This is a genomic window from Glaciibacter kafniensis (assembly GCF_039538945.1).
GTDB classification, from domain to species: domain Bacteria; phylum Actinomycetota; class Actinomycetes; order Actinomycetales; family Microbacteriaceae; genus Cryobacterium; species Cryobacterium kafniensis.
The window spans coordinates 661,648-684,202 of record NZ_BAABCN010000002.1 but is presented as its reverse complement, the minus strand read 5'-3'; the positions used below and the strand labels follow the sequence as shown (position 1 = coordinate 684,202).

The window sequence follows — 22,555 nt, the reverse complement described above, 5'->3', positions numbered from 1 at the left end:
ATCTGTAGCGAACTGCTACAAATTCAGACCATACCAGCGGCATTCGGGCAATTCTGCGCCACATCAACCAACCGCCACCCCCACTTTGGGGAATGGAATTCTTGCGCACACCGAGGCCGGAGCCTGGTCGAAAACACTCACCGTTCCGCTCTTCGCGTGGCTTGGGCTGATCGTCGTGGCAATGGAACCAGCACGGCAGCCATGCCTACTCAATCCACCAGCGGAATAACTTCGACACGTCCCCCTGGGCCTGTGAGCACGAGCACACGCTCACCCACCACACCGTCGAGAGCGTGGGCGAGATCAACATCGCCCGGCCTGACGACAGCTCCGGCGGCGTCCGTGTCAGAATCTGCGCGCCGCCACACCGTGACGGAGGCTCCGGTGGCATCCTCGATCGCGCGCTTCTGAGGTTCAGGGTCGGCAGCCGTGACCAGAAAAACGCGGTCGATCGATCGGGCACGGGCCGGACTCTCCGCGGGGAGGGCCGCTCGGTCGTGCCGCCACACACTGAAGTGATAGCCGGCGACCAGTCCGGTCGCCACAAGCCAGCCCAACGGGGCACGCACGCGTTCAATCAGGCCGCCCGCCACCGCCGGGTCGAGCACGAACTCGAAGACGCGATATCCGACTGTCAAGAGCGCAATCAGTGCCACCACGGCACTCAGTCCGAACACCGCGACCAAATAGACGCGGCGTCCGGCGTATCCGATCTCATCCACGCTCACTAGGGCTGTCGGCTTCCACATGCGCCACCAGACTGGCCCGCCCACCACGAGAGCGCTGATTCCACCGAACAGGAGCGACCGAGTGTCAGAACCGGCGAGAGTGGTTGCCGTCGTGGCCAGCACCGCGTTGAGGATGACCCCGATCCCTGAGGCTGCCGCCACCATGCCGACACCAGCGGTGACGAGAGCGCCGGCCCGTCGGGTGCCATCGGAGCGGAGCCGCGCAACACCCCAGTGATAGAACCAGACGAGCGCCCCGACGGCCGCTGCGGCAACCGCCTGACCGAGGGGGTCCAGAAGGGTCTGGACAGGCTCGCTACGATCGAACGCCAGCCGGAGAAGCACGAACAGGGCAGTGGCGATCCCGGTCAGCGTGAGCATGCTTCCGCCCAACACCCCGATGACGATCAGGGCGACATTGGCAAACCCCGTCTTCAACAGCCTGGCGTCATCGTGCGTCCAGTGCCACCACCAGATCGCTCCCCCGGCGATGGTCCAGAGGAGGGCATGAAGCGGTGACTGCCACCAGGGGTCTCCCGCCAGTGTCGCGGCAGCGGATCCCCGGATTGCTGCATCGAAGAGTGAGCCGAGTGTGTTGACGGCGCCGCCGACCCCGATCGACAGGCCGTACACCGAACCAAGAACGATCGGCACAGTGCGGAGCCGAACCGGGCGCTTGACGGGATGCGTCAGCATCCAGCGGTGCCAGCCCCAGATCCCGAGCCAGACCACGCCGGTGGCGAAGTCGCGGGGTTGCCAGTCGCCGTCGATGAGAGCGGATGCCGTCGCCAGCAACGCGACGGAAAACGTGATGAGCGAGACCAGATACATGCCGGCCAGGTAGAGACCCCACGCCAGCGACATCTGCTCCGGTTCGTCGCGGAGCCGTCGCCAGACCGACCACCAGAGGAGGGCGGCTAGAGGCCCGCCAATCAAGGTGAAGGCAAGGGACATTGCAAGACCGGTGGTGCCGCCATCCGTCAGCTCTGTGCCTGTCGCCAGCACGCGAGCGAGCAAGCCGCTGAGTCCGATGGCGCCGATTGTCACGAGCACGAACAGCAGAATGTAGACGATCACGCGGCGCACGGTCTGTTGGGCCGAGCCAACGGTCGTCGCCGGAGCGGTGCGAATGTCGCTCATCATGAGCCTGCCGCGTTTGAACAGATCGTGAGCTGCCACGGAGTGGTGTCGATCAACCATGCGCCGTCGATCTTGGCCAGGCTGAACTTCTCGGCGGTCTCATACTCTGAGGGGCCGAACAGACCGCCCTCAGAGGAGGTGATGAGGGAGACTTTCACGTCGGCTGAATCGGCACGCTCCGTCGTGCTCACCAAGGCGACCCTGAGGTTGTCGGTGTAGACACTGTCGAGCCTGTCGCACTGCTCGCGCACCGCCGGCGTGAGGTATTGCTGCGCGGCGGTCTCATCTCCGTCGATCAGCGCGGCGGAATAGCGCTGAACGACGCCCGGCGGAGTGGCGGCGTCGAGGAGCTTCGGCTCGCCGCGGGAGAGCACGACCGCCACAGCGACGATCACGAGGCCGGCAATCACGGCGAGGATCACCCCCAGCGTGCGGTCGTGTGTGGTCTTCGAGGTGGTCATGCTGCTCATCATGTCGGATTGAGCGGAAAAAATGTTCTACTTCCAGCCATATCGACGTGCAAGTGCTGCCTGTACCCGCTGAAAGCGCGCGGCGTCGAGTGCTGCCGCCTCACGACGCACGCCGTGTGGCCAGACCCGAAAGACCCGGTCGATGTTCGCCCAGCTGGGACGTCCCTCTCGATCCCAGGGGCCCGTACCCAATTCGACGAAATCGCCTTCACCGCTGTGGTTCTTGCTGGTCAGCTGAACGGCCAAAAATGCGCCGCCCGTCTCCCCCGCGACGATGATCACTGGGCGGTCTTTTCCACGCCCGTCGTTCTCTTCGTAGGGAACCCAGGTCCAGACGATTTCACCCGGGTCGGGATCGCCGTCGTGCGTGGGCGAATAAGACATGTGCACGGGGCCGACACGGCTCGGGTCAACTTCGATCGTCACTCCCGCACCGTGTTGGCCGGCCGGAGGGGCCGGCGAAACTGGGGAGGCCTGCCCCGTCGGCCTCGTCGTGTACGTCGCGTTCGGCCGCGCTTCGCCCGGCTTCGGTGCGCTGTGCGACGAGCGCGAAGGCCGAAACAACGAGAGAAGGGAGGTGAGGAAGCGTTGGGTGCTTGACACACCCGAACACTACCTCACCTCCCGTGAGCCTCACTCGGCGGTGCCCAGCTTGCGCCGGCGCATCCGCTCTGCAGTCGCTCGTGCAACGAGTTCTCGCAGTCAGACTCGCTCGAGTGCGTAGCCTTCCTCGCCGTGCACGAAGGTGTCGATGCCGGCAATTTCGTCTTCGTTCTTGACCCGGAAGCCAATGGTCTTCTCGATGGCGAAGCCGAGCAGCAGCGCGACGACGAAGGAGTAGATCAGTACGGCGAAGGCAGCGATGGCCTGCACGGCCAGCTGGCCGAGGCCGCCACCGGTGAACAGGCCGGTGTCGATGGCGAAGAAGCCGAGGTACAGGGTTCCGATGACACCACCGACGAGGTGGATGCCGACCACGTCGAGAGAGTCGTCAAAGCCGAGCTTGAACTTGAGTTCGACGGCCATGGCGCAGACGGCACCGGCAACGACACCGAGCACGAGTGCCCAGCCGGGTTCGAGGTTGGCGCACGCCGGGGTGATGGCGACGAGACCGGCGACAGCACCGGATGCGGCGCCGACCGAGGTCGCCTTGCCGTCTTTGAGCTTCTCGACGATCAGCCAGCCGAGAATTGCCGCAGCGGTGGCACCCAGCGTGTTGACGACGATGAGGCCGACGTTGGCGAGACCGTTCAGCCATTCAGCGCCGGCGTTGAAGCCGAACCAGCCGAACCAGAGCAGTGCTGCGCCCATCAAGACGAGGGGCACGTTGTGCGGCTTGGTGATTCCCTTCTGGAATCCGACCCGCTTGCCGAGAACAAGGGCGAGTGCGAGCGCTGCGGCACCGGCGTTGATGTGCACCGCGGTTCCACCGGCGTAGTCGATGACGTTGGGAAGACCCAGGGTCTCGCCGAGGCTCATGATCCAGCCGCCGCCCCAGACCCAGGCCGCAACCGGGAAGTAGACGAGAGTGGCCCAGACGCCGGCGAAGATCATCCACGAACCGAACTTGGCCCGGTCGGCGATCGCGCCGGAGATCAGTGCGACGGTGATGATCGCGAAGGTGGCACCGAATGTGGCGCCGAGCAAATCAGTGTTTGCATTCTCTCCGGTGGCCAACGCGCCGAGGCCGAAGTCAGCGAACGGGTTTCCGGCGAACTGCCAGGGGCTCGACACCGCGCTCATGCTGAATCCGTAGAGAATCCAGAGCACGCTGATCAAGCCAAGCGCTCCGAAACTCATCATCATCATGCTTACGACGCTCTTGGCCTTGACCAGTCCGCCGTAGAAGAACGCGACGCCCGGGGTCATCAACAGCACCAATGCGGTGGCTGTGATCGCCCATGCAATGCTTCCCGTGTCCATAGCTTGTCCTCACACTCTCGATTTGCTTAGGTGCACCGCGAGGACCGATTCCTGGAAATCTGCCGGGGCGGACTCGGGTACGGCATCAGTTTCTGACGTCGAGATTTCGCGCACCGACGCGATGTGTTTCCGCCAGGTTACGAGCGGCCCGCTCAGGTTAAGAGAATGTTTCGGGGAGTGCGCTGGCTGCGCGCTCCCCCAGACCAGTCGGGCTAGCCGGCGTGAGGCGGGAGCTCGCCCGTGGTCAGAGCGACCATGCGCGAGAGGGAGCGCAGGTACTTCTTGCGGTAACCGCCGCCGAGCATCTCGGTATCGAACACGTCATGCAACAGCAGACCGCTGGCGACGATGGGAATTTCAGCGTCGTAGACCCGGTCGATGAACGCGACGAGGCGCAACGCATCCGTCTGGTCGGTGAGCAAGAACACGTTCTCGAGCACGATCACGTCGATGCCGGCGATCATCTTGATGTACTTCGACGGATGCACGGTGCTGAGATGACGGATGAGGGCGCCGAAATCGTCTTCGCTCACCTTCGAGCCACGCGAGAGCAATGCGCCGACCAGGTGCTCGACCTGCTCGGGCGCCGTCGCAACCGCCTGGCCAGAGGTGTCGCGGCGCCGATAGTCGAGGCCGTCGATGCGCAACGTCTCGAAGTTCGCCGACATCGCCTGAATTTCGCGCAGAAAGTCGACGGCGGCAAAGCGTCCCTCACCGAGAGAGTTCGGCGGGGTGTTGGAGGTCGCTGCAACCCGGGTGCCGGTGGCGACGAGTTCGCCGAGCATCCGGGTCATCATCATGGTGTCCCCCGGGTCGTCGAGTTCAAACTCGTCGATGCAGATCAGCTTGGCGCCGCTGAGCTGCTTGACCGTGTCTGCGTAGCCGAGTGCGCCGACGAGGGCCGTGTACTCAATGAAGGTGCCGAAGTATTTGGGGCCGGGCGCCGCGTGCCAGAGCGAGGCGAGCAGGTGGGTCTTGCCGACACCGAAGCCGCCGTCGAGGTAGATGCCGGGAAGCTCGGTCTTCGGCTTGCGATTGCGCGAGAAGAATCCACCCGGCCGCTGCTGTGCGCGCCAGACCCCGGCGAACTCACGGAGCCGCTCGACCGCACCCGCCTGAGACGGGTAGTTCGCATCGGGCCGATACGAGTCAAACGACGCGTTCTCGAACTGAGGCGGCGGCACCAGCTCGGCGACGATTTCGGCACCCGAGATATCGGGCGAACGATCGATCAGTCGAATCGGCTGGCGAAGAGCGTGCTGTTGCGCGTCTGCGGTCATGTGTCGCACCTGTGTTTCTCTGGTCAAGAATGTGTGTCGAAGCATGACGCTCTGATGCAGCCGGCTTCCGTACCGCGTAGATTCGATCTGTCGGCAGGCTTCAAGCCTAATCCGCACCCACACCAAACTTTGCGCCGTGACGGCGCGCTTCTGGAGGTTCGTCATGTCTGTAGAACTCGATCCGGCTTCGAAATTCGCCGCATACGCTCACCCGGAGCGGCTTGTTTCCACCGACTGGCTGCAGGCGAATCTCGGCTCACCCGGTCTGGTCGTCGTCGAATCCGACGAAGACGTGCTGCTCTACGAGGTGGGTCACATTCCGGGTGCGGTGAAGATTGACTGGCACACCGACTTGAACGACCCTGTCGAACGCGACTTCATCGGCGGCGAGGCGTTTGCTGCGATGCTCGGCTCCAAGGGAATTTCCCGCGACTCCACTGTCGTCATCTACGGCGATAAGAGCAACTGGTGGGCCGCCTATGCCCTCTGGGTGTTCACCCTGTTCGGCCACGAGGACGTGCGTCTGCTTGACGGCGGACGCGACAAGTGGATTGCCGAAGGCCGTGAGCTGACGACTGAAGCAACCGTCGTCACCCCGGTCGATTACCCGGTGGTCGAACGCAACGACGCTCCCATCCGTGCATATAGGGATGACGTGCTCGCACACTTCGGCAAACCTCTGATCGATGTGCGCTCGCCCGAAGAGTACTCAGGGCTTCGCACCACGATGCCCGCCTACCCCGAAGAGGGCGCCCTGCGCGGCGGACATATTCCATCGGCGGCATCCGTTCCGTGGGCTCGTGCGGCCGATGCCGATTCCACCTTCAAGTCCCGCAGCGACCTCGATGCCATCTACCGCGACGAGGCCGGCCTGTCCGACGGTGACGCCGTCATCGCCTACTGCCGGATCGGGGAACGCTCGAGCCACACCTGGTTCGTGCTCACCCACCTTCTCGGCTTCGAGAACGTGCGCAACTATGACGGCTCCTGGACCGAATGGGGCAGCGCAGTGCGCGTGCCGATCGTCACCGGCACCGAGCCCGGCGCCGCGCCGGCTCCGCGCTGACCCGCCCACCCGTGAGGTGCCAACTTTCGCTAGTGCACGACGCCCACGACTAGCAAAAGTTGGCACCTCACGGCCAGGAGTGGCGGCGTGAAAGAATGGTGACGTGACTGAAATCGCGCTTCCCTCCTCGCTCGCCGAGATTCGAGACGACTTTCTCGAACTTGAGCAACAAGACCGTTTGCTGTTGCTGCTCGAGTTCTCGAATGGGCTTCCGGCGCTGCCGCAACGCTACGAGGATCACCCCGACCTCTTCGAACGCGTCGTCGAGTGCCAGTCCCCCGTCTTCATCTTTGTCGAGGTTGACGAAGAGGGCGCCGTGCACCTCTACGCCACTGCTCCACGCGAATCGCCGACGACCCGTGGCTTCGCGTCGATCCTGGCGCAGGGACTCGACGGGTTGAGCGTTGACGAGGTGCTCAGTGTTCCGGATGACTACCCGCTTACGATCGGTCTGACCCAGGCGGTCTCTCCGCTTCGCATCCGCGGCATGACCGCTCTTCTCGCTCGCACCAAGCGACAGCTGCGGGAGCGCGTCGCAGCGCTCTAGTTACCGGGAACGGCTGACGAGGTTTCGAGGCGTTGGCTGGCATCCGTTGCCGTCAACGATTCGAGGCGCGCGAGCCACGACGTGATCGCGGCATTCCAGGGCTTCGGGTCGTGATTCCACAGTTTGGTGTGGCGCGCCTCTGTAAACGGCACGAACGTGACGATGTCGGGCCGCGCCGCCGCCAGCGCCCGGGAACCCGTCGCCGGCACGTAGCCATCGTCGTCGCTGTGCATGAGCAGGATCGGCACGTCAAGGTCGGCGGCCTGCGCGACGATATTGAGGCGCGCGAACGAGATGGGCGCTGCCTGCCCGGTGACGGCGCGCCCCCATCGATGCCCCATCACCGTCATGGCACCCTGCGCGATGACAGACGGCAGCCGGACCAGTCTTCCTTGGTACGCGACGACATCGGCCCAGTCGACGGCCGGTGAGTCGAGAACGATCCCGGCGATCAACTCCCGGTGACGCGCGCGCGTGAGCGTTTGCAGAACGATGGCACCACCCATCGACCACCCCATCAGCACCACGCGCCGGGCACCGCGATCCCTGGCGAACTCCAGTGCAGCCTCAACGTCTTGCCATTCGGTGTCGCCGAGACCATATTTGCCGTCGGCGCTGGCCGGTGCGTCACCGTCGTTGCGATACGACACGAGAAGCGAGGCGAAGCCGGCCTCCCGAAAAGCCGTGACCGCTCGCAGGGTCTCCTGCCGACGCACTCCCCGACCGTGCACCTGAATCACCCAGTTCTCGCCGGCCGACCCGCCTTCTGCCGGGATCAACCAGGCCGGAGCAGGACCTCCGGGGCTGGGAATCAGCACATTCTCGTAGGGGACGCCGAGGGCCCACGGCCCGAGATAGACCCACCCGCTCCACCGCCCGGCAGCGGCACGCGAGAGGTCTCCAAAATCAACTGTTTCGACGACGCGCGTGACCGTGTCGCCCTCGTGCGACAGAATCCGGCCCAGCCGGGCATGACCAGAGTCCCCGGAGAACCAGAACCCATACGTTCCCGTCAAGAGAGAATCGGGCGTGGCCTGCAACGTGACGATCCCGGCATCCGGGTCGTAGGCGAGCACGCGGATGTCGTCATCCTGACGTTTCGGAGGCGTCACGACAGCCCGCGCCATCACGGCAGTCAGCACTCCGCCCCCGACGACCAGGGTCGCCGACAGGGCCGAAACAGCAAGAGTGGTCAGGCCGAGGAGTCGTAGCGCACCCGGTCGCTTCCGCTTCGCGAACATTCGCACCTCCACCTGGTCGGCGTGCCTCGGGGACAGCGCACGGAAAAAACTCTAGTCTGCTCTCGTGCCCCAATCAGAGGACAAGTCAACAGTTCCGCCAGAGTTTGCTCGAGCGGTGGATGCGATTCACCGCGCGCAGAGCCGGCCAGAGCTCGTCATGACTGAAATTTCAGCGCCAGGCAATCTGGCCACGTATGCCATCGCCCTCGCCGCCGACGTCACTCCCGCGCGTCACGGGAGCGATTCAGATCTCGGTACCGGTCGCTTCATCTTGTTGTATGACCCCGAGGAGCCCGAGGAGTGGGGCGGACCGTTCCGCGTCGTCTGCTTCGCTCAGGCTCCCCTCGAGACCGACATCGGACTCGACCCTTTTCTCGCTGATGTCGCCTGGGCGTGGCTTGTCGACGCGCTCGAGGCGCGCGGTGCCCAGTACACGGCAGCGTCTGGCACGGCCACCAAGATCATCTCGTCAGGCTTCGGCGAACTCGCCCAGCAGGGCGACGGCGCCCAAATCGAGTTGCGCGCCTCGTGGAGTCCGCTCGGCTCAGATCTCGCGGCACATGTCGCCGGTTGGGGCGACCTGCTGTGCATGCTCGCCGGGCTTCCGCCGGCCGGCGATGCCATCAGCATCCATTCTGTTCGTCGAGCTTCCCGAGGCTGAAACCATGACCGAAAACCCCACAGAACACCATGTCATCAGCACACGCGATGAGTATCTCGACGCGGTGGCAGCGCTGGAAGGCGGCGTCGGCCCGATCGGGATCGACGCGGAACGAGCATCCGGATTCACCTACTCCCAACGCGCCTATCTGATTCAGATCTACCGACGCGACGCGGGAACCTTTCTCTTCGACCCGCCGGCGATCGGTGACTTCAGCGAGCTCAATGCCGCGCTGGCCGACGCCGTCTGGATTCTGCACGCGGCGAGCCAGGACCTCGCCTGCCTGCGCGAGGTGGGCCTCGACCCTGTTCGCATCTTCGACACCGAGCTCGCCGCGCGCCTGCTCGGAATGCCGCGAGTCGGTCTCGGTACGGTAGTCGAAGAGCTGCTCGGCATTCACCTCGCCAAGGAGCATTCGGCGGCAAATTGGTCGACCCGCCCCCTGCCGGAAGCCTGGCTGGTTTACGCAGCGCTCGATGTCGAGCTGCTTCCTGACCTCTTCGACAAAATGGTGCCGATGCTGGCTGAATCCCAGAAGACTGAGCTTGCGGAGCAGGAGTTTCAGGCAGTTCTGGCGAAGGAAGCAAAGCCGCCGCGCACCGATCCGTGGCGCAAACTCTCCGGTTTACACTCGCTGCGTGGCCAGCGCAACCTCGCCGTCGCACGGGAACTGTGGCTGGCGAGAGACGCGCTCGCCCAGCAACTCGATGTGGCCCCTGGCCGTCTTGTTCCCGACGCCTCACTTGTCGCTGCGGCACGGGTCGGCCCGTCGAACAAACAGGCACTGGCCAACCTTCGTGAGTTCAGCGGGCGTGCGACCCGCACTGAGATCGACCGCTGGTGGAACGCGATTTCGACGGGCTTGACGACCTCCAATCTGCCCGACGCCCGGGTCAACGGTGACACGCTTCCGCCGCCGCGTGCCTGGGCCGAACGCAATCCCGACGCCGATCTGCGCTACAAGGCGGCGCGTACCGCCATCGCCACGCTCTCTGAGGCTCTCGCGATCCCGACCGAGAACATCCTGACCCCCGATTTTCTGCGCCGCGTGTGCTGGGCTCCGCCTGCGGGTGAGGATGCCGAATCGATCGCCGCTACGCTCTCTGAGCTCGGAGCCCGCCCCTGGCAAATTGAAGCAACTGCACAGCTGATTGCCGATGCCTTTGTCGATGCGCGCCAAACGACCCCGGATGAGGTCGACCCCGCTTCGTAGAAAGAAGCAAAGGATTCCCGTTGGGTTCAGGGCCATCCCTAGGATCAAACGTGGTTTGACTGATTAGTGGAGGCATTGTGGCCGAAAGAGCAGAAGTCGTCTTTGTGGATGGGGTCCGTACCCCGTTCGGGCGCGCCGGTGAAAAAGGAATGTACTGGGGCACTCGTGCCGATGACCTGGTGGTGAAGGCGATAATCGGCCTGCTGGAACGGAACCCACGGGTTCCCGGCGACCGCATCGACGAGGTCGCCATCGCCGCCACCACGCAGACCGGCGATCAGGGACTCACCCTCGGCCGCACTGCGGCGTTGCTCGCCGGATTGCCGAAGTCGGTTCCCGGGTTTGCCATCGACCGCATGTGTGCCGGCGCGATGACGGCCGTCACGACGATGGGCTCCGGCATCGGCTTCGGCGCCTACGACCTCGCAATCGCGGGCGGCGTCGAACACATGGGCCGACACCCCATGGGATCGGGAGTCGACCCGAACCCGCGTTTCCTTTCCGAACGTCTGGTCGGCGAGGACGCACTCATGATGGGTGCAACGGCCGAGCGCATTCACGACCGTTTTCCGTCGTACACGAAAGAGCGTTCCGACCGATACGCCCTGCGCAGTCAGCAGAAGGTCGCCGCCGCCTACGCAGCAGGCAAGATCCAGCCGGACCTCGTGCCCATCGCCATCCGCAGCGAATCAGGCTGGGGCTTGGCCACGCGTGATGAAGCACCTCGCCCTGAAACGACCCTTGACGGTCTCGCCACGTTGAAGACGCCGTTCCGTCCGCACGGTCGGATCACCGCCGGCAATGCCTCAGGGCTGAACGACGGCGCGACCGCGTGTCTGCTCGCCAGCGCCGTGACGGCGAAAGAGCTTGGCCTCAGCGTCAAGATGACCATGGTCAGCTTCGCCTTCGCCGGAGTCGAGCCGGAGGTCATGGGCCTCGGTCCCGTTCCGTCGACCGAGAAGGCGCTTCGGAAGGCCGGCTTGTCGATCACCGACATCGGCCTTTTCGAGCTCAACGAGGCATTTGCCGTTCAGGTCATCTCCTTTCTCGACCACTTTGGAATCGACGACGATGACCCGCGCGTCAACGAGTACGGCGGCGCGATCGCGATCGGTCACCCGCTGGCCTCCTCAGGGGTGCGCCTGATGAACCAGCTCGCCGCGCAGTTCGCCGAGCACCCCGAGGTGCGCTACGGGCTCACCGCCATGTGCGTCGGCCTCGGCCAGGGTGGCACTGTGATTTGGGAAAACCCGCACTTCAACCGGAAGGCACGTTGAGCATGACCGACTACTCCACCATCGATTTCACTCCCCTGGTCGAGCTGTCAGCCGATGAGGTCGTCACTCACTCATTCGTGCAGGACATCCCGCTGTCCGGCGGTCGAACACTGGCTCTCGTCACACTCGACAACGGACGCGACCACACCCGCCCGAACACCCTCGGCCCGGTGACTTTGCTTGAGTTCGCGACGACCATGGACGAGCTGAAGGCTCGTGCCGCCCGCGGTGAGATCCACGGCGTGGCCGTGACCGGCAAGCCGTTCATTCTGGCCGCCGGTGCCGACCTGAGTAACGTCAGCGAGATCCCGAGCTTCGAAGTTGCCCGACAGCTGGGTCAGCTCGGCCACTTCGCGCTGGGCAAGCAGGCCGAGCTTAATGTGCCGTCATTCGTGTTCATCAACGGTCTCGCACTCGGTGGCGGCCTCGAAATCGGTTTGAACGCCGACTACCGCACTGTCGACGAGAATGTTGCAGCGATCGCGTTGCCCGAAGTCTTCCTCGGGCTGATCCCCGGCTGGGGAGGCGCCTACCTGCTGCCGAACCTCATCGGCATCGAAAACGCGCTCAAGGTGATCGTCGAGAACCCGCTGAAGAACAACCGCACCCTCAAGGTCAAGGATGCCTTGGCGCTCGGAATCGCGGATGTCATGTTCCCGTCTGCGACCTTCCTCGAGAAATCGATCGCCTGGGCCGATGGCGTCATCGCCGGAACCACCAAGGTCTCCAGGCCCAACCTGCCTGGCAAGGTCGAACGCCTGGTCAAGTGGGACGTCGCCATCGGCATCGCCCGCAAGATGCTCGAGAGTCGCATCGGGTCGGTCGCGAAGTCCCCCTACGCGGCGCTCGACTTGCTCAAGGCGGCCAAGAACGGCACGAAGGCCGAAGGGTTCGCGCGCGAAGATGAGGCACTCGCCACGCTCATCAGCGGCGACCAGCTGCAGGCCAGCATCTACGCGTTCAACCTCGTGCAGAAACGCGCCAAGCGCCCGGCCGGCGCGCCCGACAAGGCGCTGGCGAAGAAGATCACGAAGGTCGGAGTGATCGGCGCCGGTCTGATGGCCAGCCAGTTCGCGCTGCTCTTCGTGCGTCGCCTGCAGGTTCCCGTCGTCATCACCGACCTGGATCAGGCCCGCGTCGACAAGGGTGTCGCCTACATTCACGACGAGATTGCCGCGCTTGAAGGCAAGGGTCGCATCACGCAGGATGAGGCGAACCGCCTGCAGGCGCTGGTGACCGGCACCACCGACAAGTCGGACTTCGCCGACTGCGACTGGGTCATCGAAGCCGTCTTCGAGGAGCTGGGTGTGAAGCAGGATGTCTTCGTCGAGATCGAGAAGCACATCGCGCCCGACGCGATCCTCGCGACCAACACCTCGTCGCTCTCGGTCGAGAAGATCGGCGCCAAGCTCGCGCACCCGGAACGCCTCGTCGGATTCCACTTCTTCAACCCAGTGGCGGTCATGCCCTTGATCGAGGTCGTGAACGCCCCACAGACCAACGAGGTGACACTCTCCACGGCCATGGTCGTGGCGGCCAAACTGCGCAAGAACGCCGTCATCACGAGTGACTCCCCCGGCTTCGTCGTCAACCGCGTGCTGGCCAAGCTGCTGGGCGAGGCAATGCACGCCGTCGACACGGGCACCCCGTTCGAGGTCGTCGACCACGCCCTCGACTCCTTCGGGCTGCCGATGACGCCGTTCGAACTGCTGGAGCTCGTCGGGCTCAAGGTCGGCGCTCATGTGCTCGACACCCACCACGCGGCGTTCCCCGACCGATTCTTCGAGAGTGAGAACCTGCACAAGCTCGCCGAGTACGGAAAGATTCTGGAACGCGACGTGAAGGGCAAGATCAAGGGCTTCGACAAGGGAGCCGTCAAGATCGTGGCCGGCGGAACGACGCCGATGACCGCCGACGAGATTCTGCGTCGGGTCGAAGACGGACTCGCCGATGAGATCAAGCGGATGCTCGACGACAACGTCGTGCACGCCGCCGAAGACATCGACCTGTGCATGATTCTCGGTGCAGGATGGCCTTTCCAGATGGGCGGTGCGACGCCGTACCTCGACCGGGTCGGTGCCAGCGAACGCGTGTTCGGTGCCACGTTCCACAACCCGCCGGTGCGGGGCGTGGGCGCCTAGCCGATCCCTCGTTGGTCGAGGAGCGAGCGTGCTCCTCGACCAACGGCCTAGCGATTCAACGGCGTCATATCGGCGTAGCGATCGCCTGCTGGCGCATCGATAGCGCCGAGCGTGGCGAGCTGGTCTGCGGTCAACTCGAGCGCATCCGCCCCCACGTTCTCTTCCAGACGTGAAACTCGCTTGGTGCCGGGGATGGGCGCGATCTCGTCGCCCTGGGCGAGCAGCCAAGCTAACGCGACCTGCGCCGGTGTAGCGTCAAGCTCGCGAGCCACGGCTTCAACATGCTCGACAATGCGGATGTTCGCGGCAAGGTTTTCACCCTCGAAACGAGGGTTCGACCGACGGAAATCATTCTCATCGAGCTGATCAACCGAGCGGATGGCTCCGGTCAAGAAGCCGCGACCCAACGGCGAATACGGAACCAGCCCGATGCCGAGCTCGCGCAGCACAGGAAGTACCGCTGCCTCTGGGTCGCGCGTCCAGAGCGAGTATTCCGTCTGTACCGCGGTCACCGGGTGAACGGCATGAGCACGCCTGATCGTCTCAGGCGCTGCCTCGGAAAGACCGTAGTGACCGATCTTTCCCTCGGCAATGAGTTCGCCGAGCGCTCCCACCGTCTCTTCAACCGGCACGTCGGGATCCATTCGGTGCTGATAGTAGAGGTCGATGTGATCGGTGCCGAGCCGCGCGAGCGAACCCTCGACCGAGGCACGTACGTTCGCGGGAGTGCCGTCAAAGCCGCGGCTTCCGTCGACCTTTCTCACGATGCCGAACTTCGTGGCGATCACCACCCTGTCGCGGTGACCCGCCAGGGCGCGCCCGAGCAGTTCTTCGTTGACGTAGGGACCGTACATCTCCGCGGTGTCGAACAGGGTGACGCCGAGATCGATCGCGCGGTGGATGGTGCGCACCGATTCTGCGTCATCGGTACCGGCACCGGAGTAGAACGCTGACATGCCCATGCAGCCGAGGCCGAGGCGTGAAACCTCGAGGCCAGTACTTCCGAGATTGATGATCTTCATGCGGATGCAACCTTTTCTGAGTAGAGAGAAATCTTATGGTCGATGGCAGCAAGGCTGTGTTGCAGCTCGGCGAGTTGTGCGAAAACCGAGATGCGGTGCCGGAGCAGCAGCTCAAGCCGGTCGGGACTGGTGATGTCACCCTCGCGAGCAAGCTCGACATATTGCTTGACCTGCGCAATCGGCATTGACGTCGACCGCAATCGGGTCAGAAAGACCACCCAGGACACGTCGCGTTCGGAGTAGCGTCGATGCGTCGATGACGCGCGTTCGATCTCGTGCAGCATGAGACCAGAGGTCTCGTAATAGCGCAGGGTGTGTGTGGTCAGTCCGGTGCGTTCAGCGACCTCGGCAATGGAGAATCGCTTCGAAAGAGTGGGCATACCGCAACACTAAAACTTCGAGTGCGCTTCAAGTCAAGCTCGGGATCAATTCACACCGAGAAAACTCGACCGGAGAGGTCATAGTCGGCGGGAGAGGCTCGCTACGCCTGCGGGTGGAAGATCACCGGGATCGCTCCGGTGTTCGTGCCGTCGGGCGCCAGTGCGCGGGCCCGGGGAAGCTTGCTGCCCTGCACCATCCCGATGACATCGTTCGAGATCTTCTCAGCGGTCAGACCGACCCTCTCGAGAATCTCGGCACGCGTGCCGTGGTCGAGGAACTCATCGGGCAGACCCAATTCGGTCACCGCCGTGTCAACGCCGGCTTCGCGCAGGTCTTGACGGATGCGTGTTCCCACTCCCCCGACCCGGATGCCGTCTTCGATGCTCACGACGAGGCGGTACTCGGCAGAGAGCGAGACGATACTGGTCGGCACGGGCACCACCCAGCGCGGGTCGACAACCGTCGCACCGATGCCGGCGGCGGCCAGACGCTCGGCGATCTCCAGCCCCATGCCGGCCATCGGACCGACCGTGACGATGAGCACGTCTTTCTGGGCAGACTCGCGCAGAATATCGGCGCCGTCATCCAGACGACGAACCGTGGGGTACTCGGTGCCGGTGCTGCCCTTCGGGAAACGCAGCACCGTCGGTGCGTCTTCAACCGCGACGGCCTCTCCGAGCTCCTCGCGCAGGCGTGCTTCGTCGCGCGGGGCGGCCAGACGGATGCCCGGCACGACCTGAAGAATGGCCAGATCCCACATTCCGTGGTGGCTCGGCCCGTCGGGGCCGGTGACGCCGGCCCGGTCGAGAACGAAGGTCACTCCTGCTTTGTGCAGCGCGACATCCATCAGCACCTGGTCGAATGCACGGTTCATGAAGGTGGCGTACAGGGCGACGACGGGGTGCAGACCGCCGAAGGCGAGGCCGGCCGCACTGGTCACCGCGTGCTGCTCTGCAATACCGACGTCGTGAACGCGGTCGGGAAAACGCTCGGCCATGCGGTGCAGCCCGGTCGGGCGCAGCATCGCCGCGGTGATTCCCACGAGCCGGTCGTTCTCGGTGGCGAGACGTAGCAGCTCATCGGCGAACACTGACGTCCAGCTCGGGGCGCCGGCGGTCTCGACCGATTCTCCGGTCTCCGGGTCGATCTGGCCGACCGCGTGGAACTGGTCTGCGGTGTCTTGGATGGCCGGCTCGTAGCCTTTACCCTTCTGGGTGATCGTGTGCACAATCACCGGGGCGCCGTAGCCCTTCGCCTGAGTCAACGCCTCTTGCATCGCCTCGAGGTCGTGGCCGTCGACCGGACCGATGTACTTGATGTCGAGGTTCGAGTAGAGCGCCTCATTGTTGGAGAAGCGGGCCAGGAAGCCGTGCAGGCCACCGCGCACCCCGCGGTACACCGCACGGCCGGGCGAGCCCAGCTTGTCGAACGCGTCGCGGCTCGAAATGTAGAGGTTGCGGTAGCTTCGGCGCGTGCGCACTGTGTTCAGAAAGCGGGCCATGCCGCCGATGGTCGGCGCATACGAGCGACCGTTGTCGTTGACCACGATGATCAGGCGCCGGGTGTTGTCGTCGCTGATGTTGTTCAGCGCTTCCCAGGTCATGCCACCGGTGAGGGCGCCGTCGCCGACGACGGCGATCACGTGGCGGTCGGTCTGGCCGGTCATCGAGAAGGCACGGGAGATTCCGTCTGCCCACGAGAGCGAGCTCGACGCGTGCGAACTCTCCACGATGTCGTGCACCGACTCTGAGCGCTGCGGGTAGCCGGCCAGGCCACCGGTCTGGCGCAGGCGGGCAAAGTCTTGGCGACCGGTGAGCAGCTTGTGCACATAGGACTGGTGCCCGGTGTCGAAGATGATCGCGTCTTTGGGCGAGTCGAACACACGGTGGATGGCGATGGTTGTCTCAACGACGCCGAGATTGGGGCCGAGGTGACCGCCGGTCTTGGCAATCTCGTGAACCAGAAAATCGCGAATCTCAGCGGAAAGCTGAAGCAGCTGTTCCTTCGAGAGGGCGTCGAGGTCGCGCGGACCTGTGATCGACTCAAGAAGGGTCATGCACTGCCTTTCGTGAACCGGCACGCCGGTCGAACTGTTCTCACCAATTCTACGGTGTGCGGCTGACCGAACTCCGAGCGTAGCGCTTGGAGTGCTGTCTGCGCCCGATATCCGGCATGATTGAACGCAGTCGAACGTTCGAGGGAGCGCAATGATCCAGCCGGAGACCATCGGTGCGGATGCCGCGCCCGCAGTTGAGATTACGAGCGGCCGAATTCGCGGCGTGCGACGGGGAAGGATCGACCGCTACCTGGGCGTGCCCTATGCGGCGGCTCCCATCGGCGAAAACCGGTTCGGCGCGCCACAGCCCGTTGCGGCGCACGATACCGAACGCGACTGCCGACAGATGGGCGCCACGGCTCCCCAGCTCCCCTATGCCGGCGGAATGGAGAACTATCTCTCCACCGTGACGGTGCCGGGCGATGAGATCTTGAACCTCAACATCTGGGCTCCGGCGGCGACGCCCACCGACGTGGTCGGCGCGCACGTGGCGGCGCATCCGGTGATCGTCTGGATTCACGGCGGTTCGCTCAGCCGCGGATCGAACGCGATCACCGCCTCTGACGGGAGCGCCTTCGCCCGCGACGGCGTGGTCTTCATCGGCGTCAACTATCGGCTCGGCGCCGAAGGCTTCTCGGTGCTCGATGACGCCGACACCAATCTCGGTCTCGCAGACCAGGCGGCTGCGCTGCGCTGGGTCAGACAGAATGCCGGGGCGTTCGGTGGTGACGCTGCAAATGTCACTGTGATGGGCGAGTCCGCGGGGGCAATCTGTATCGCGGCGCTGCTCGCGCATCCCGACGCTGCCCAGCTGTTCGACCGGGCCATCATGCAGAGCGGCCCGCCGGATTCCCGCCCCCGCAGAAAGAGTCGGCTCATCACCGATCTGATGGCGAAAGAAATCGGCATCACCCCGACACGCGCCACGTTCGCCGCCACGAGCGCCCCGCGCCTCCTGGAGGCGCAGAAGAAGGTGACCGCCGGCACGACGCCGATCACCGGCGGCCCCGCCTTCACCCTCACACTCGACTCCACCCTGGTGCCCAGAGATCCTGCCACCGCTCTCGTGGCCGGCCGGGGCAGCAGCATCCCCCTGCTGATCGGCGCCAACACCGAGGAATATCGGCTGTGGTTCATTCCCACCGGGCTGATGAAGAAGATCGGATGGCTGCACATCGCGGCGGCGATGCTGAAGTTTCGCATCTCGCCCGGTACCGTGAGCCGCTACCGGCGCAACCGCCCTGGCTGCAGTGTCGGCGAGCTCTTCGGCGCCCTCGCCACCGATCTGCTGCTGCGCATCCCGGTGAATCGAGTGGCCGACGCACGCCTGGCCCAACCGAGGGGTGCCACGACTCATGTCTACGAGTTCGCCTGGCGCTCCCCCGTTGCCGACCTGGGCGCGTGCCACGCGCTCGAACTCGGGTTCGTTTTCGACACCCTCGACAGCGCGGACGCCCACGCTATGGGCGGGCCCGATGCACCCCAGCAGCTGGCCACCGAGATGCACGAGGCCTGGGTGCGTTTCGCGAAGACGGGTGACCCCGGTTGGCCGACCTGGAACGCGTACCGCCCGGTGCGAGTCTGGGATGGAGCCGGCAACCCGCTCGTTCATTCTCCGCGAGAAGACGAGCGGGCCAGCTGGCGCTAGCTAGCATGCACCCCACAGGCCAACGCCCGATGACCGGGCTGAGATTTCCGCCGTGCGAAAAAGGTCAGCGTAGGCGTCGTTCGGCGCGTAGGTGACTTCTTCGGCGGCGCCGGCGGCGACCAGCTCGTAGTTGACGAAGCGGCCGTCCTCGGTCCAGAGATAGAACAGGCTGCGGCCGTATTGATCGAGCATCTCGATGTCGGCCGCGACACCGACCTGAGTTCCCTCGGGCAGAAGCGCTTGCAGCTGCTCAGTCGCCTCATCGCCGTAGCATTCGGCCTGGTCGCCGATCTCCGGAGTGTCGAGCCCGATGAGCCGAACCTTGACCGTGCCGGAGTCCGATGTGGGGGCATCGGTGGGCAGCAGAAAGAGTGTGTCGCCGTCGTGCACGTAGTCAACGGTCATCACGGTGGCATCGGCGGGTCTGGCCGGGACGCCGGAACTGTCCGCACCAGCGGCATCTTCCGGCACGATATCCCCGGCTTCTGCCCCACTGCCATCGCTCGATGGGAGCATTTCGGAGCTGCCGCCATCCGCTGCCGAAGCCAATATGTCGCGGAAATCGGTCGGCGCTGACGCCAACATGGGACCGATTATCGGCGACAACGCGAAGAGCGCCGCCAGGATCACTGCACCCACAGCGAACTTCGTCAGCCGTCTCACTCTTCGATTCCCCATCGTTCGAGACTAGGACACGCATTGAGACTGAAAGATACACAGAGGGCCGGAATCCATTCGGATTCCGGCCCTCTTCGGTGCGACGGGGTGTGACTACGCGACGAGCGAGCGCAGCACGTACTGCAGAATGCCACCGTTGCGGTAGTAGTCGGCCTCACCAGGAGTGTCGATGCGCACGACGGCGTCGAACTCGACGACGGCCTTGCCGGCCGGCGAGTTCTCGGTCGGAGTGGCCACAACGCGAACCGTCTTCGGCGTGGTGCCGTTGTTCAGTTCGTCGATGCCCGTGATCGTGACGGACTCAGTGCCGTCGAGGCCGAGCGACGCCCAGCTTTCGCCGGCCGGGAACTGCAGCGGCACAACGCCCATCCCGATGAGGTTCGAGCGGTGAATGCGCTCGAAGCTCTCGGTGATGACGGCCTTGACGCCCAGCAAGCTGGTGCCCTTGGCTGCCCAGTCACGCGACGAACCGGAGCCGTACTCCTTGCCACCGAAGATGACCAGCGGGGTGCCGGCAGCCTGGTAGTTCTGCGACGCGTCGTAGATGAACGACTGCGGGCCGTCGACCTGCGTGAAGTCGCGGGTGTAGCCGCCTTCGACACCGTCGAGCAGCAGGTTGCGCAGACGGATGTTGGCGAAGGTGCCACGAATCATGATCTCGTGGTTTCCGCGACGCGAGCCGTAGGAGTTGTAGTCGATGCGAGCGACACCGTGCTCGTCGAGGTAGCGACCAGCGGGGCTGTCGGCCTTGATCGAACCGGCCGGGCTGATGTGGTCGGTGGTGACCGAGTCGCCGAGCTTCGCGAGAACGCGCGCGCCTTCGATGTTGGTGACCGGGGTGGTCTCCATGGTCATGCCCTCGAAGTACGGGGGGCGACGCACGTAGGTCGACTCGGGGTTCCACTCGAAGGTCGCTCCGGTCGGGGTCTCAAGTGAACGCCAGCGCTCGTCACCTTCGAAGACACCGGCGTACTGCGTCTCGAACATGCCGGAGTCGATCGACGAGTCGATGGTGCGCTGCACCTCGGCAGCGTCGGGCCAGATGTCCTTGAGGAACACGTCGTTACCGTCGTGGTCCTTGCCGAGCGAGTCGGTGTCGAAGTCGAAGTTCATCGATCCGGCCAAGGCGTAGGCGATGACCAGCGGCGGGCTCGCCAGGTAGTTCATCTTCACGTCGGGGTTGATGCGACCCTCGAAGTTGCGGTTACCGGAAAGAACTGCGGTGACGGCCAGGTCGTTCTCGTTGATCGCTGCGGAGATTTCATCTTCGAGCGGGCCGGAGTTGCCGATGCAGGTGGTGCAGCCGTAGCCGACCAGGTAGAAACCGAGGTCTTCGAGGTAGCCGTTGAGGCCCGCCTTCGCGTAGTAGTCGGTGACAACCTTCGAGCCAGGTGCGAGCGTGGTCTTGACCCACGGCTTCGACTTCAAGCCCTTGAGCGACGCGTTGCGGGCCAGCAGGCCGGCCGCGAGCATCACTGAGGGGTTCGAGGTGTTGGTGCACGAGGTGATCGCGGCAATGGCGACGGCACCGTTGTCGATCGTGAACTCGCGGCCGTCGGCCAGCGCGACCTGCGTCGGCTGCGTGTGCGACACCGGGGCGTGGCTGGCGTGGTGCGAGTCGCCGGACTGGTGCGAGATGCGGTGAGCAGACTCTTCGTCTTCCGGGGTCAGGCCGATCGGGTCTGACGCCGGGAAGGTGCCCTCTATTGCCGCGTCGACGCCGGAGATCGGGGTCGCGTAGTTGTCGAGGTCGATCTCGAACTGGCTCTTCGCCTTCGACAGCTCAATGCGGTCCTGCGGACGCTTCGGGCCGGCGATCGACGGAACGACAGTGCCGAGGTCGAGTTCGAGGTACTCGCTGAACACGGGCTCAGCGGATGCGTCGTGCCAGAGGCCCTGCAACTTGGCGTAGGCCTCGACGAGTGCGACCTGCTCTGCACTGCGGCCGGTGAGACGCAGGTAGTCGAGGGTGACGTCATCGATCGGGAACATGGCAGCGGTGGAGCCGAACTCGGGGCTCATGTTTCCGATGGTGGCGCGGTTCGCCAGCGGAACGGCGGCAACGCCGGCTCCGTAGAACTCGACGAACTTGCCGACTACGCCGTGACGACGCAGAATCTGGGTGATCGTGAGCACGACATCCGTTGCGGTGACGCCGGTCGGGATGGTGCCGTTCAGCTTGAAGCCGACGACCTTCGGGATAAGCATGGAGACGGGCTGGCCGAGCATCGCTGCTTCAGCTTCGATTCCGCCGACGCCCCAACCGAGCACGCCGAGGCCGTTGACCATGGTCGTGTGCGAGTCGGTGCCGACGCAGGTGTCAGGGTAGGCCTGGAGCACGCCATTGACCGTGCGGGTCATGGTGACGCGGGCCAGGTGCTCGATGTTGACCTGGTGCACGATGCCGGTTCCGGGCGGAACGACCTTGAAGTCGTCGAACGCGGTCTGGCCCCAACGGAGGAACTGGTAACGCTCGCCGTTGCGCTCGTATTCGATCTCAACGTTGCGCTCAAACGCGTTCTCAGTACCGAAGAGGTCGGCGATGACGGAGTGGTCGATGACCATCTCGGCCGGAGCAAGGGGGTTGATCTTCTTGGGGTCGCCACCGAGGGCTTCGACAGCCTCACGCATGGTGGCCAGGTCGACGATGCAGGGAACGCCGGTGAAGTCCTGCATGATCACGCGGGCGGGCGTGAACTGGATTTCGGTGTCGGGTTCTGCGGTGGGAACCCACTCGCCCAGGGCACGGATGTGTGCGTCGGTGATGTTGGCGCCATCTTCGGTGCGGAGAAGGTTCTCCAGCAGCACCTTCAGGCTGAACGGAAGCTTCTCGTAGCCCGCGACCGCGTCAAGACGAAAGACTTCATAGTCTGTCTCGCCGACGCGGAGGGTGTCCTTTGCCCCAAAGCTGTTGACCGCTGTTTTTCCAAGCTCCGACACGGTGCCCTCTCCTTCGTGGAGAACCGGCGGAAAGCCACCAGTTCGATCCAATCTTTGCTGCCGAACCCCCACTGTTGCCAGCAAGGTTAGCCTAAGTGCGAGCCTGCAGGCCCGGCTTGTTGCGATACCTCAAAGTATCTCGA

General features: G+C 64.5%; 18 protein-coding genes. 7 read left to right on the top strand and 11 right to left on the bottom strand.

Annotated elements, in window-relative coordinates:
* Positions 1-209: 209 nt before the first annotated feature.
* From ABD791_RS03670 to zapE, 5 genes are all read right to left on the bottom strand, one after another.
* Positions 210-1,868: a DUF5671 domain-containing protein gene (locus tag ABD791_RS03670; protein WP_345062387.1), complete on the bottom strand. Its 1,659-nt coding sequence runs from the start codon at positions 1,866-1,868 to the stop codon at positions 210-212.
* Entirely contained in the window at positions 1,868-2,329 is a 462-nt protein-coding gene (locus ABD791_RS03665; RefSeq protein WP_345062385.1) for an LpqB family beta-propeller domain-containing protein, read from the bottom strand. Before ABD791_RS03665 ends, ABD791_RS03670 begins: the two co-directional genes overlap by 1 nt.
* A gap of 36 nt (positions 2,330-2,365) precedes the next feature.
* On the bottom strand, positions 2,366-2,764 hold the full coding sequence (locus ABD791_RS03660; protein ID WP_345062383.1) for a type II toxin-antitoxin system PemK/MazF family toxin: 399 nt from the start codon (positions 2,762-2,764) through the stop codon (positions 2,366-2,368).
* A gap of 276 nt (positions 2,765-3,040) precedes the next feature.
* Positions 3,041-4,261, bottom strand: coding sequence for an ammonium transporter (locus ABD791_RS03655; protein ID WP_345062381.1), 1,221 nt, complete (start codon positions 4,259-4,261; stop codon positions 3,041-3,043).
* A gap of 212 nt (positions 4,262-4,473) precedes the next feature.
* The gene (gene zapE, locus ABD791_RS03650) at positions 4,474-5,541 is read right to left on the bottom strand and encodes a cell division protein ZapE (protein ID WP_345062379.1); all 1,068 of its coding nucleotides are present in this window, start codon (positions 5,539-5,541) and stop codon (positions 4,474-4,476) included.
* A gap of 163 nt (positions 5,542-5,704) precedes the next feature.
* Between zapE and ABD791_RS03645 the strand changes: the two genes are divergently transcribed.
* Together ABD791_RS03645 and ABD791_RS03640 are read left to right on the top strand one after the other, a co-directional pair.
* Positions 5,705-6,607 (top strand): sulfurtransferase, encoded by a 903-nt coding sequence (locus ABD791_RS03645; protein ID WP_345062377.1) that lies wholly within the window; start codon positions 5,705-5,707, stop codon positions 6,605-6,607.
* A 103-nt stretch (positions 6,608-6,710) separates the two neighbouring features.
* Positions 6,711-7,154, top strand: a complete 444-nt coding sequence (locus tag ABD791_RS03640; RefSeq protein WP_345062375.1) for a SufE family protein — start codon at positions 6,711-6,713, stop codon at positions 7,152-7,154.
* On the opposite strand, the gene ABD791_RS03635 is transcribed toward ABD791_RS03640, so the two are convergent.
* Positions 7,151-8,395, bottom strand: a complete 1,245-nt coding sequence (locus ABD791_RS03635; protein ID WP_345062373.1) for an alpha/beta hydrolase family protein — start codon at positions 8,393-8,395, stop codon at positions 7,151-7,153. The two genes, ABD791_RS03640 and ABD791_RS03635, sit on opposite strands and share 4 nt — an antisense overlap.
* A gap of 64 nt (positions 8,396-8,459) precedes the next feature.
* Here ABD791_RS03635 and ABD791_RS03630 point away from each other — a divergent pair, with 64 nt between their 5' ends.
* From ABD791_RS03630 to ABD791_RS03615, 4 genes are all read left to right on the top strand, one after another.
* Entirely contained in the window at positions 8,460-9,056 is a 597-nt protein-coding gene (locus tag ABD791_RS03630; RefSeq protein ID WP_345062371.1) for a DUF3000 domain-containing protein, read from the top strand.
* A gap of 4 nt (positions 9,057-9,060) precedes the next feature.
* Positions 9,061-10,269 carry a ribonuclease D gene (locus ABD791_RS03625; RefSeq protein WP_345062369.1) on the top strand — a complete coding sequence of 403 codons (1,209 nt, stop codon included), beginning with the start codon at positions 9,061-9,063 and terminating at the stop codon, positions 10,267-10,269.
* A 77-nt stretch (positions 10,270-10,346) separates the two neighbouring features.
* The gene (locus ABD791_RS03620) at positions 10,347-11,546 is read left to right on the top strand and encodes a thiolase family protein (RefSeq protein ID WP_345062367.1); all 1,200 of its coding nucleotides are present in this window, start codon (positions 10,347-10,349) and stop codon (positions 11,544-11,546) included.
* 2 nt (positions 11,547-11,548) lie between these two features.
* Positions 11,549-13,687 (top strand): 3-hydroxyacyl-CoA dehydrogenase NAD-binding domain-containing protein, encoded by a 2,139-nt coding sequence (locus ABD791_RS03615; protein ID WP_345062365.1) that lies wholly within the window; start codon positions 11,549-11,551, stop codon positions 13,685-13,687.
* Positions 13,688-13,734: 47 nt separating this feature from the next.
* Here the strand turns inward: ABD791_RS03615 and ABD791_RS03610 are convergent, their stop codons facing one another.
* The 3 genes from ABD791_RS03610 to dxs form a co-directional block, all read right to left on the bottom strand.
* The gene (locus ABD791_RS03610) at positions 13,735-14,709 is read right to left on the bottom strand and encodes an aldo/keto reductase (protein ID WP_345062363.1); all 975 of its coding nucleotides are present in this window, start codon (positions 14,707-14,709) and stop codon (positions 13,735-13,737) included.
* Complete coding sequence (locus ABD791_RS03605) at positions 14,706-15,089, bottom strand: MerR family transcriptional regulator (RefSeq protein ID WP_345062361.1); 384 nt, start codon at positions 15,087-15,089, stop codon at positions 14,706-14,708. The genes ABD791_RS03610 and ABD791_RS03605 overlap by 4 nt, the downstream gene beginning before the upstream one ends.
* Positions 15,090-15,190: 101 nt before the next feature.
* Positions 15,191-17,146 (bottom strand): 1-deoxy-D-xylulose-5-phosphate synthase, encoded by a 1,956-nt coding sequence (gene dxs, locus ABD791_RS03600; protein ID WP_345062359.1) that lies wholly within the window; start codon positions 17,144-17,146, stop codon positions 15,191-15,193.
* Positions 17,147-17,297: 151 nt separating this feature from the next.
* On the opposite strand from dxs, the gene ABD791_RS03595 reads away from it, so the two are divergent.
* A complete protein-coding gene (locus tag ABD791_RS03595) occupies positions 17,298-18,794 on the top strand; it encodes a carboxylesterase/lipase family protein (protein WP_345062357.1) in 1,497 nt (498 codons plus the stop codon).
* Here the strand turns inward: ABD791_RS03595 and ABD791_RS03590 are convergent, their stop codons facing one another.
* On the bottom strand, positions 18,795-19,472 hold the full coding sequence (locus tag ABD791_RS03590) for a thermonuclease family protein (RefSeq protein WP_345062355.1): 678 nt from the start codon (positions 19,470-19,472) through the stop codon (positions 18,795-18,797).
* A 93-nt stretch (positions 19,473-19,565) separates the two neighbouring features.
* Positions 19,566-22,412, bottom strand: coding sequence for an aconitate hydratase AcnA (gene acnA, locus ABD791_RS03585; protein WP_345062353.1), 2,847 nt, complete (start codon positions 22,410-22,412; stop codon positions 19,566-19,568).
* Between the last annotated feature and the right edge of the window lie 143 nt (positions 22,413-22,555).

Bases quoted from the DNA above. Each gene is read 5' to 3' on its own strand.
- ABD791_RS03670 (WP_345062387.1), bottom strand. From the start codon at position 1,868: ATGAGCGACATTCGCACCGCTCCGGCGACGACCGTTGGCTCGGCCCAA.
- ABD791_RS03665 (WP_345062385.1), bottom strand. From the start codon at position 2,329: ATGACCACCTCGAAGACCACACACGACCGCACGCTGGGGGTGATCCTC.
- ABD791_RS03655 (WP_345062381.1), bottom strand. From the start codon at position 4,261: ATGGACACGGGAAGCATTGCATGGGCGATCACAGCCACCGCATTGGTG.
- zapE (WP_345062379.1), bottom strand. From the start codon at position 5,541: ATGACCGCAGACGCGCAACAGCACGCTCTTCGCCAGCCGATTCGACTG.
- ABD791_RS03645 (WP_345062377.1), top strand. From the start codon at position 5,705: ATGTCTGTAGAACTCGATCCGGCTTCGAAATTCGCCGCATACGCTCAC.
- ABD791_RS03635 (WP_345062373.1), bottom strand. From the start codon at position 8,395: ATGTTCGCGAAGCGGAAGCGACCGGGTGCGCTACGACTCCTCGGCCTG.
- ABD791_RS03625 (WP_345062369.1), top strand. From the start codon at position 9,061: ATGACCGAAAACCCCACAGAACACCATGTCATCAGCACACGCGATGAG.
- ABD791_RS03615 (WP_345062365.1), top strand. From the start codon at position 11,549: ATGACCGACTACTCCACCATCGATTTCACTCCCCTGGTCGAGCTGTCA.
- ABD791_RS03610 (WP_345062363.1), bottom strand. From the start codon at position 14,709: ATGAAGATCATCAATCTCGGAAGTACTGGCCTCGAGGTTTCACGCCTC.
- ABD791_RS03605 (WP_345062361.1), bottom strand. From the start codon at position 15,089: ATGCCCACTCTTTCGAAGCGATTCTCCATTGCCGAGGTCGCTGAACGC.
- dxs (WP_345062359.1), bottom strand. From the start codon at position 17,146: ATGACCCTTCTTGAGTCGATCACAGGTCCGCGCGACCTCGACGCCCTC.
- ABD791_RS03595 (WP_345062357.1), top strand. From the start codon at position 17,298: ATGATCCAGCCGGAGACCATCGGTGCGGATGCCGCGCCCGCAGTTGAG.
- ABD791_RS03590 (WP_345062355.1), bottom strand. From the start codon at position 19,472: ATGGGGAATCGAAGAGTGAGACGGCTGACGAAGTTCGCTGTGGGTGCA.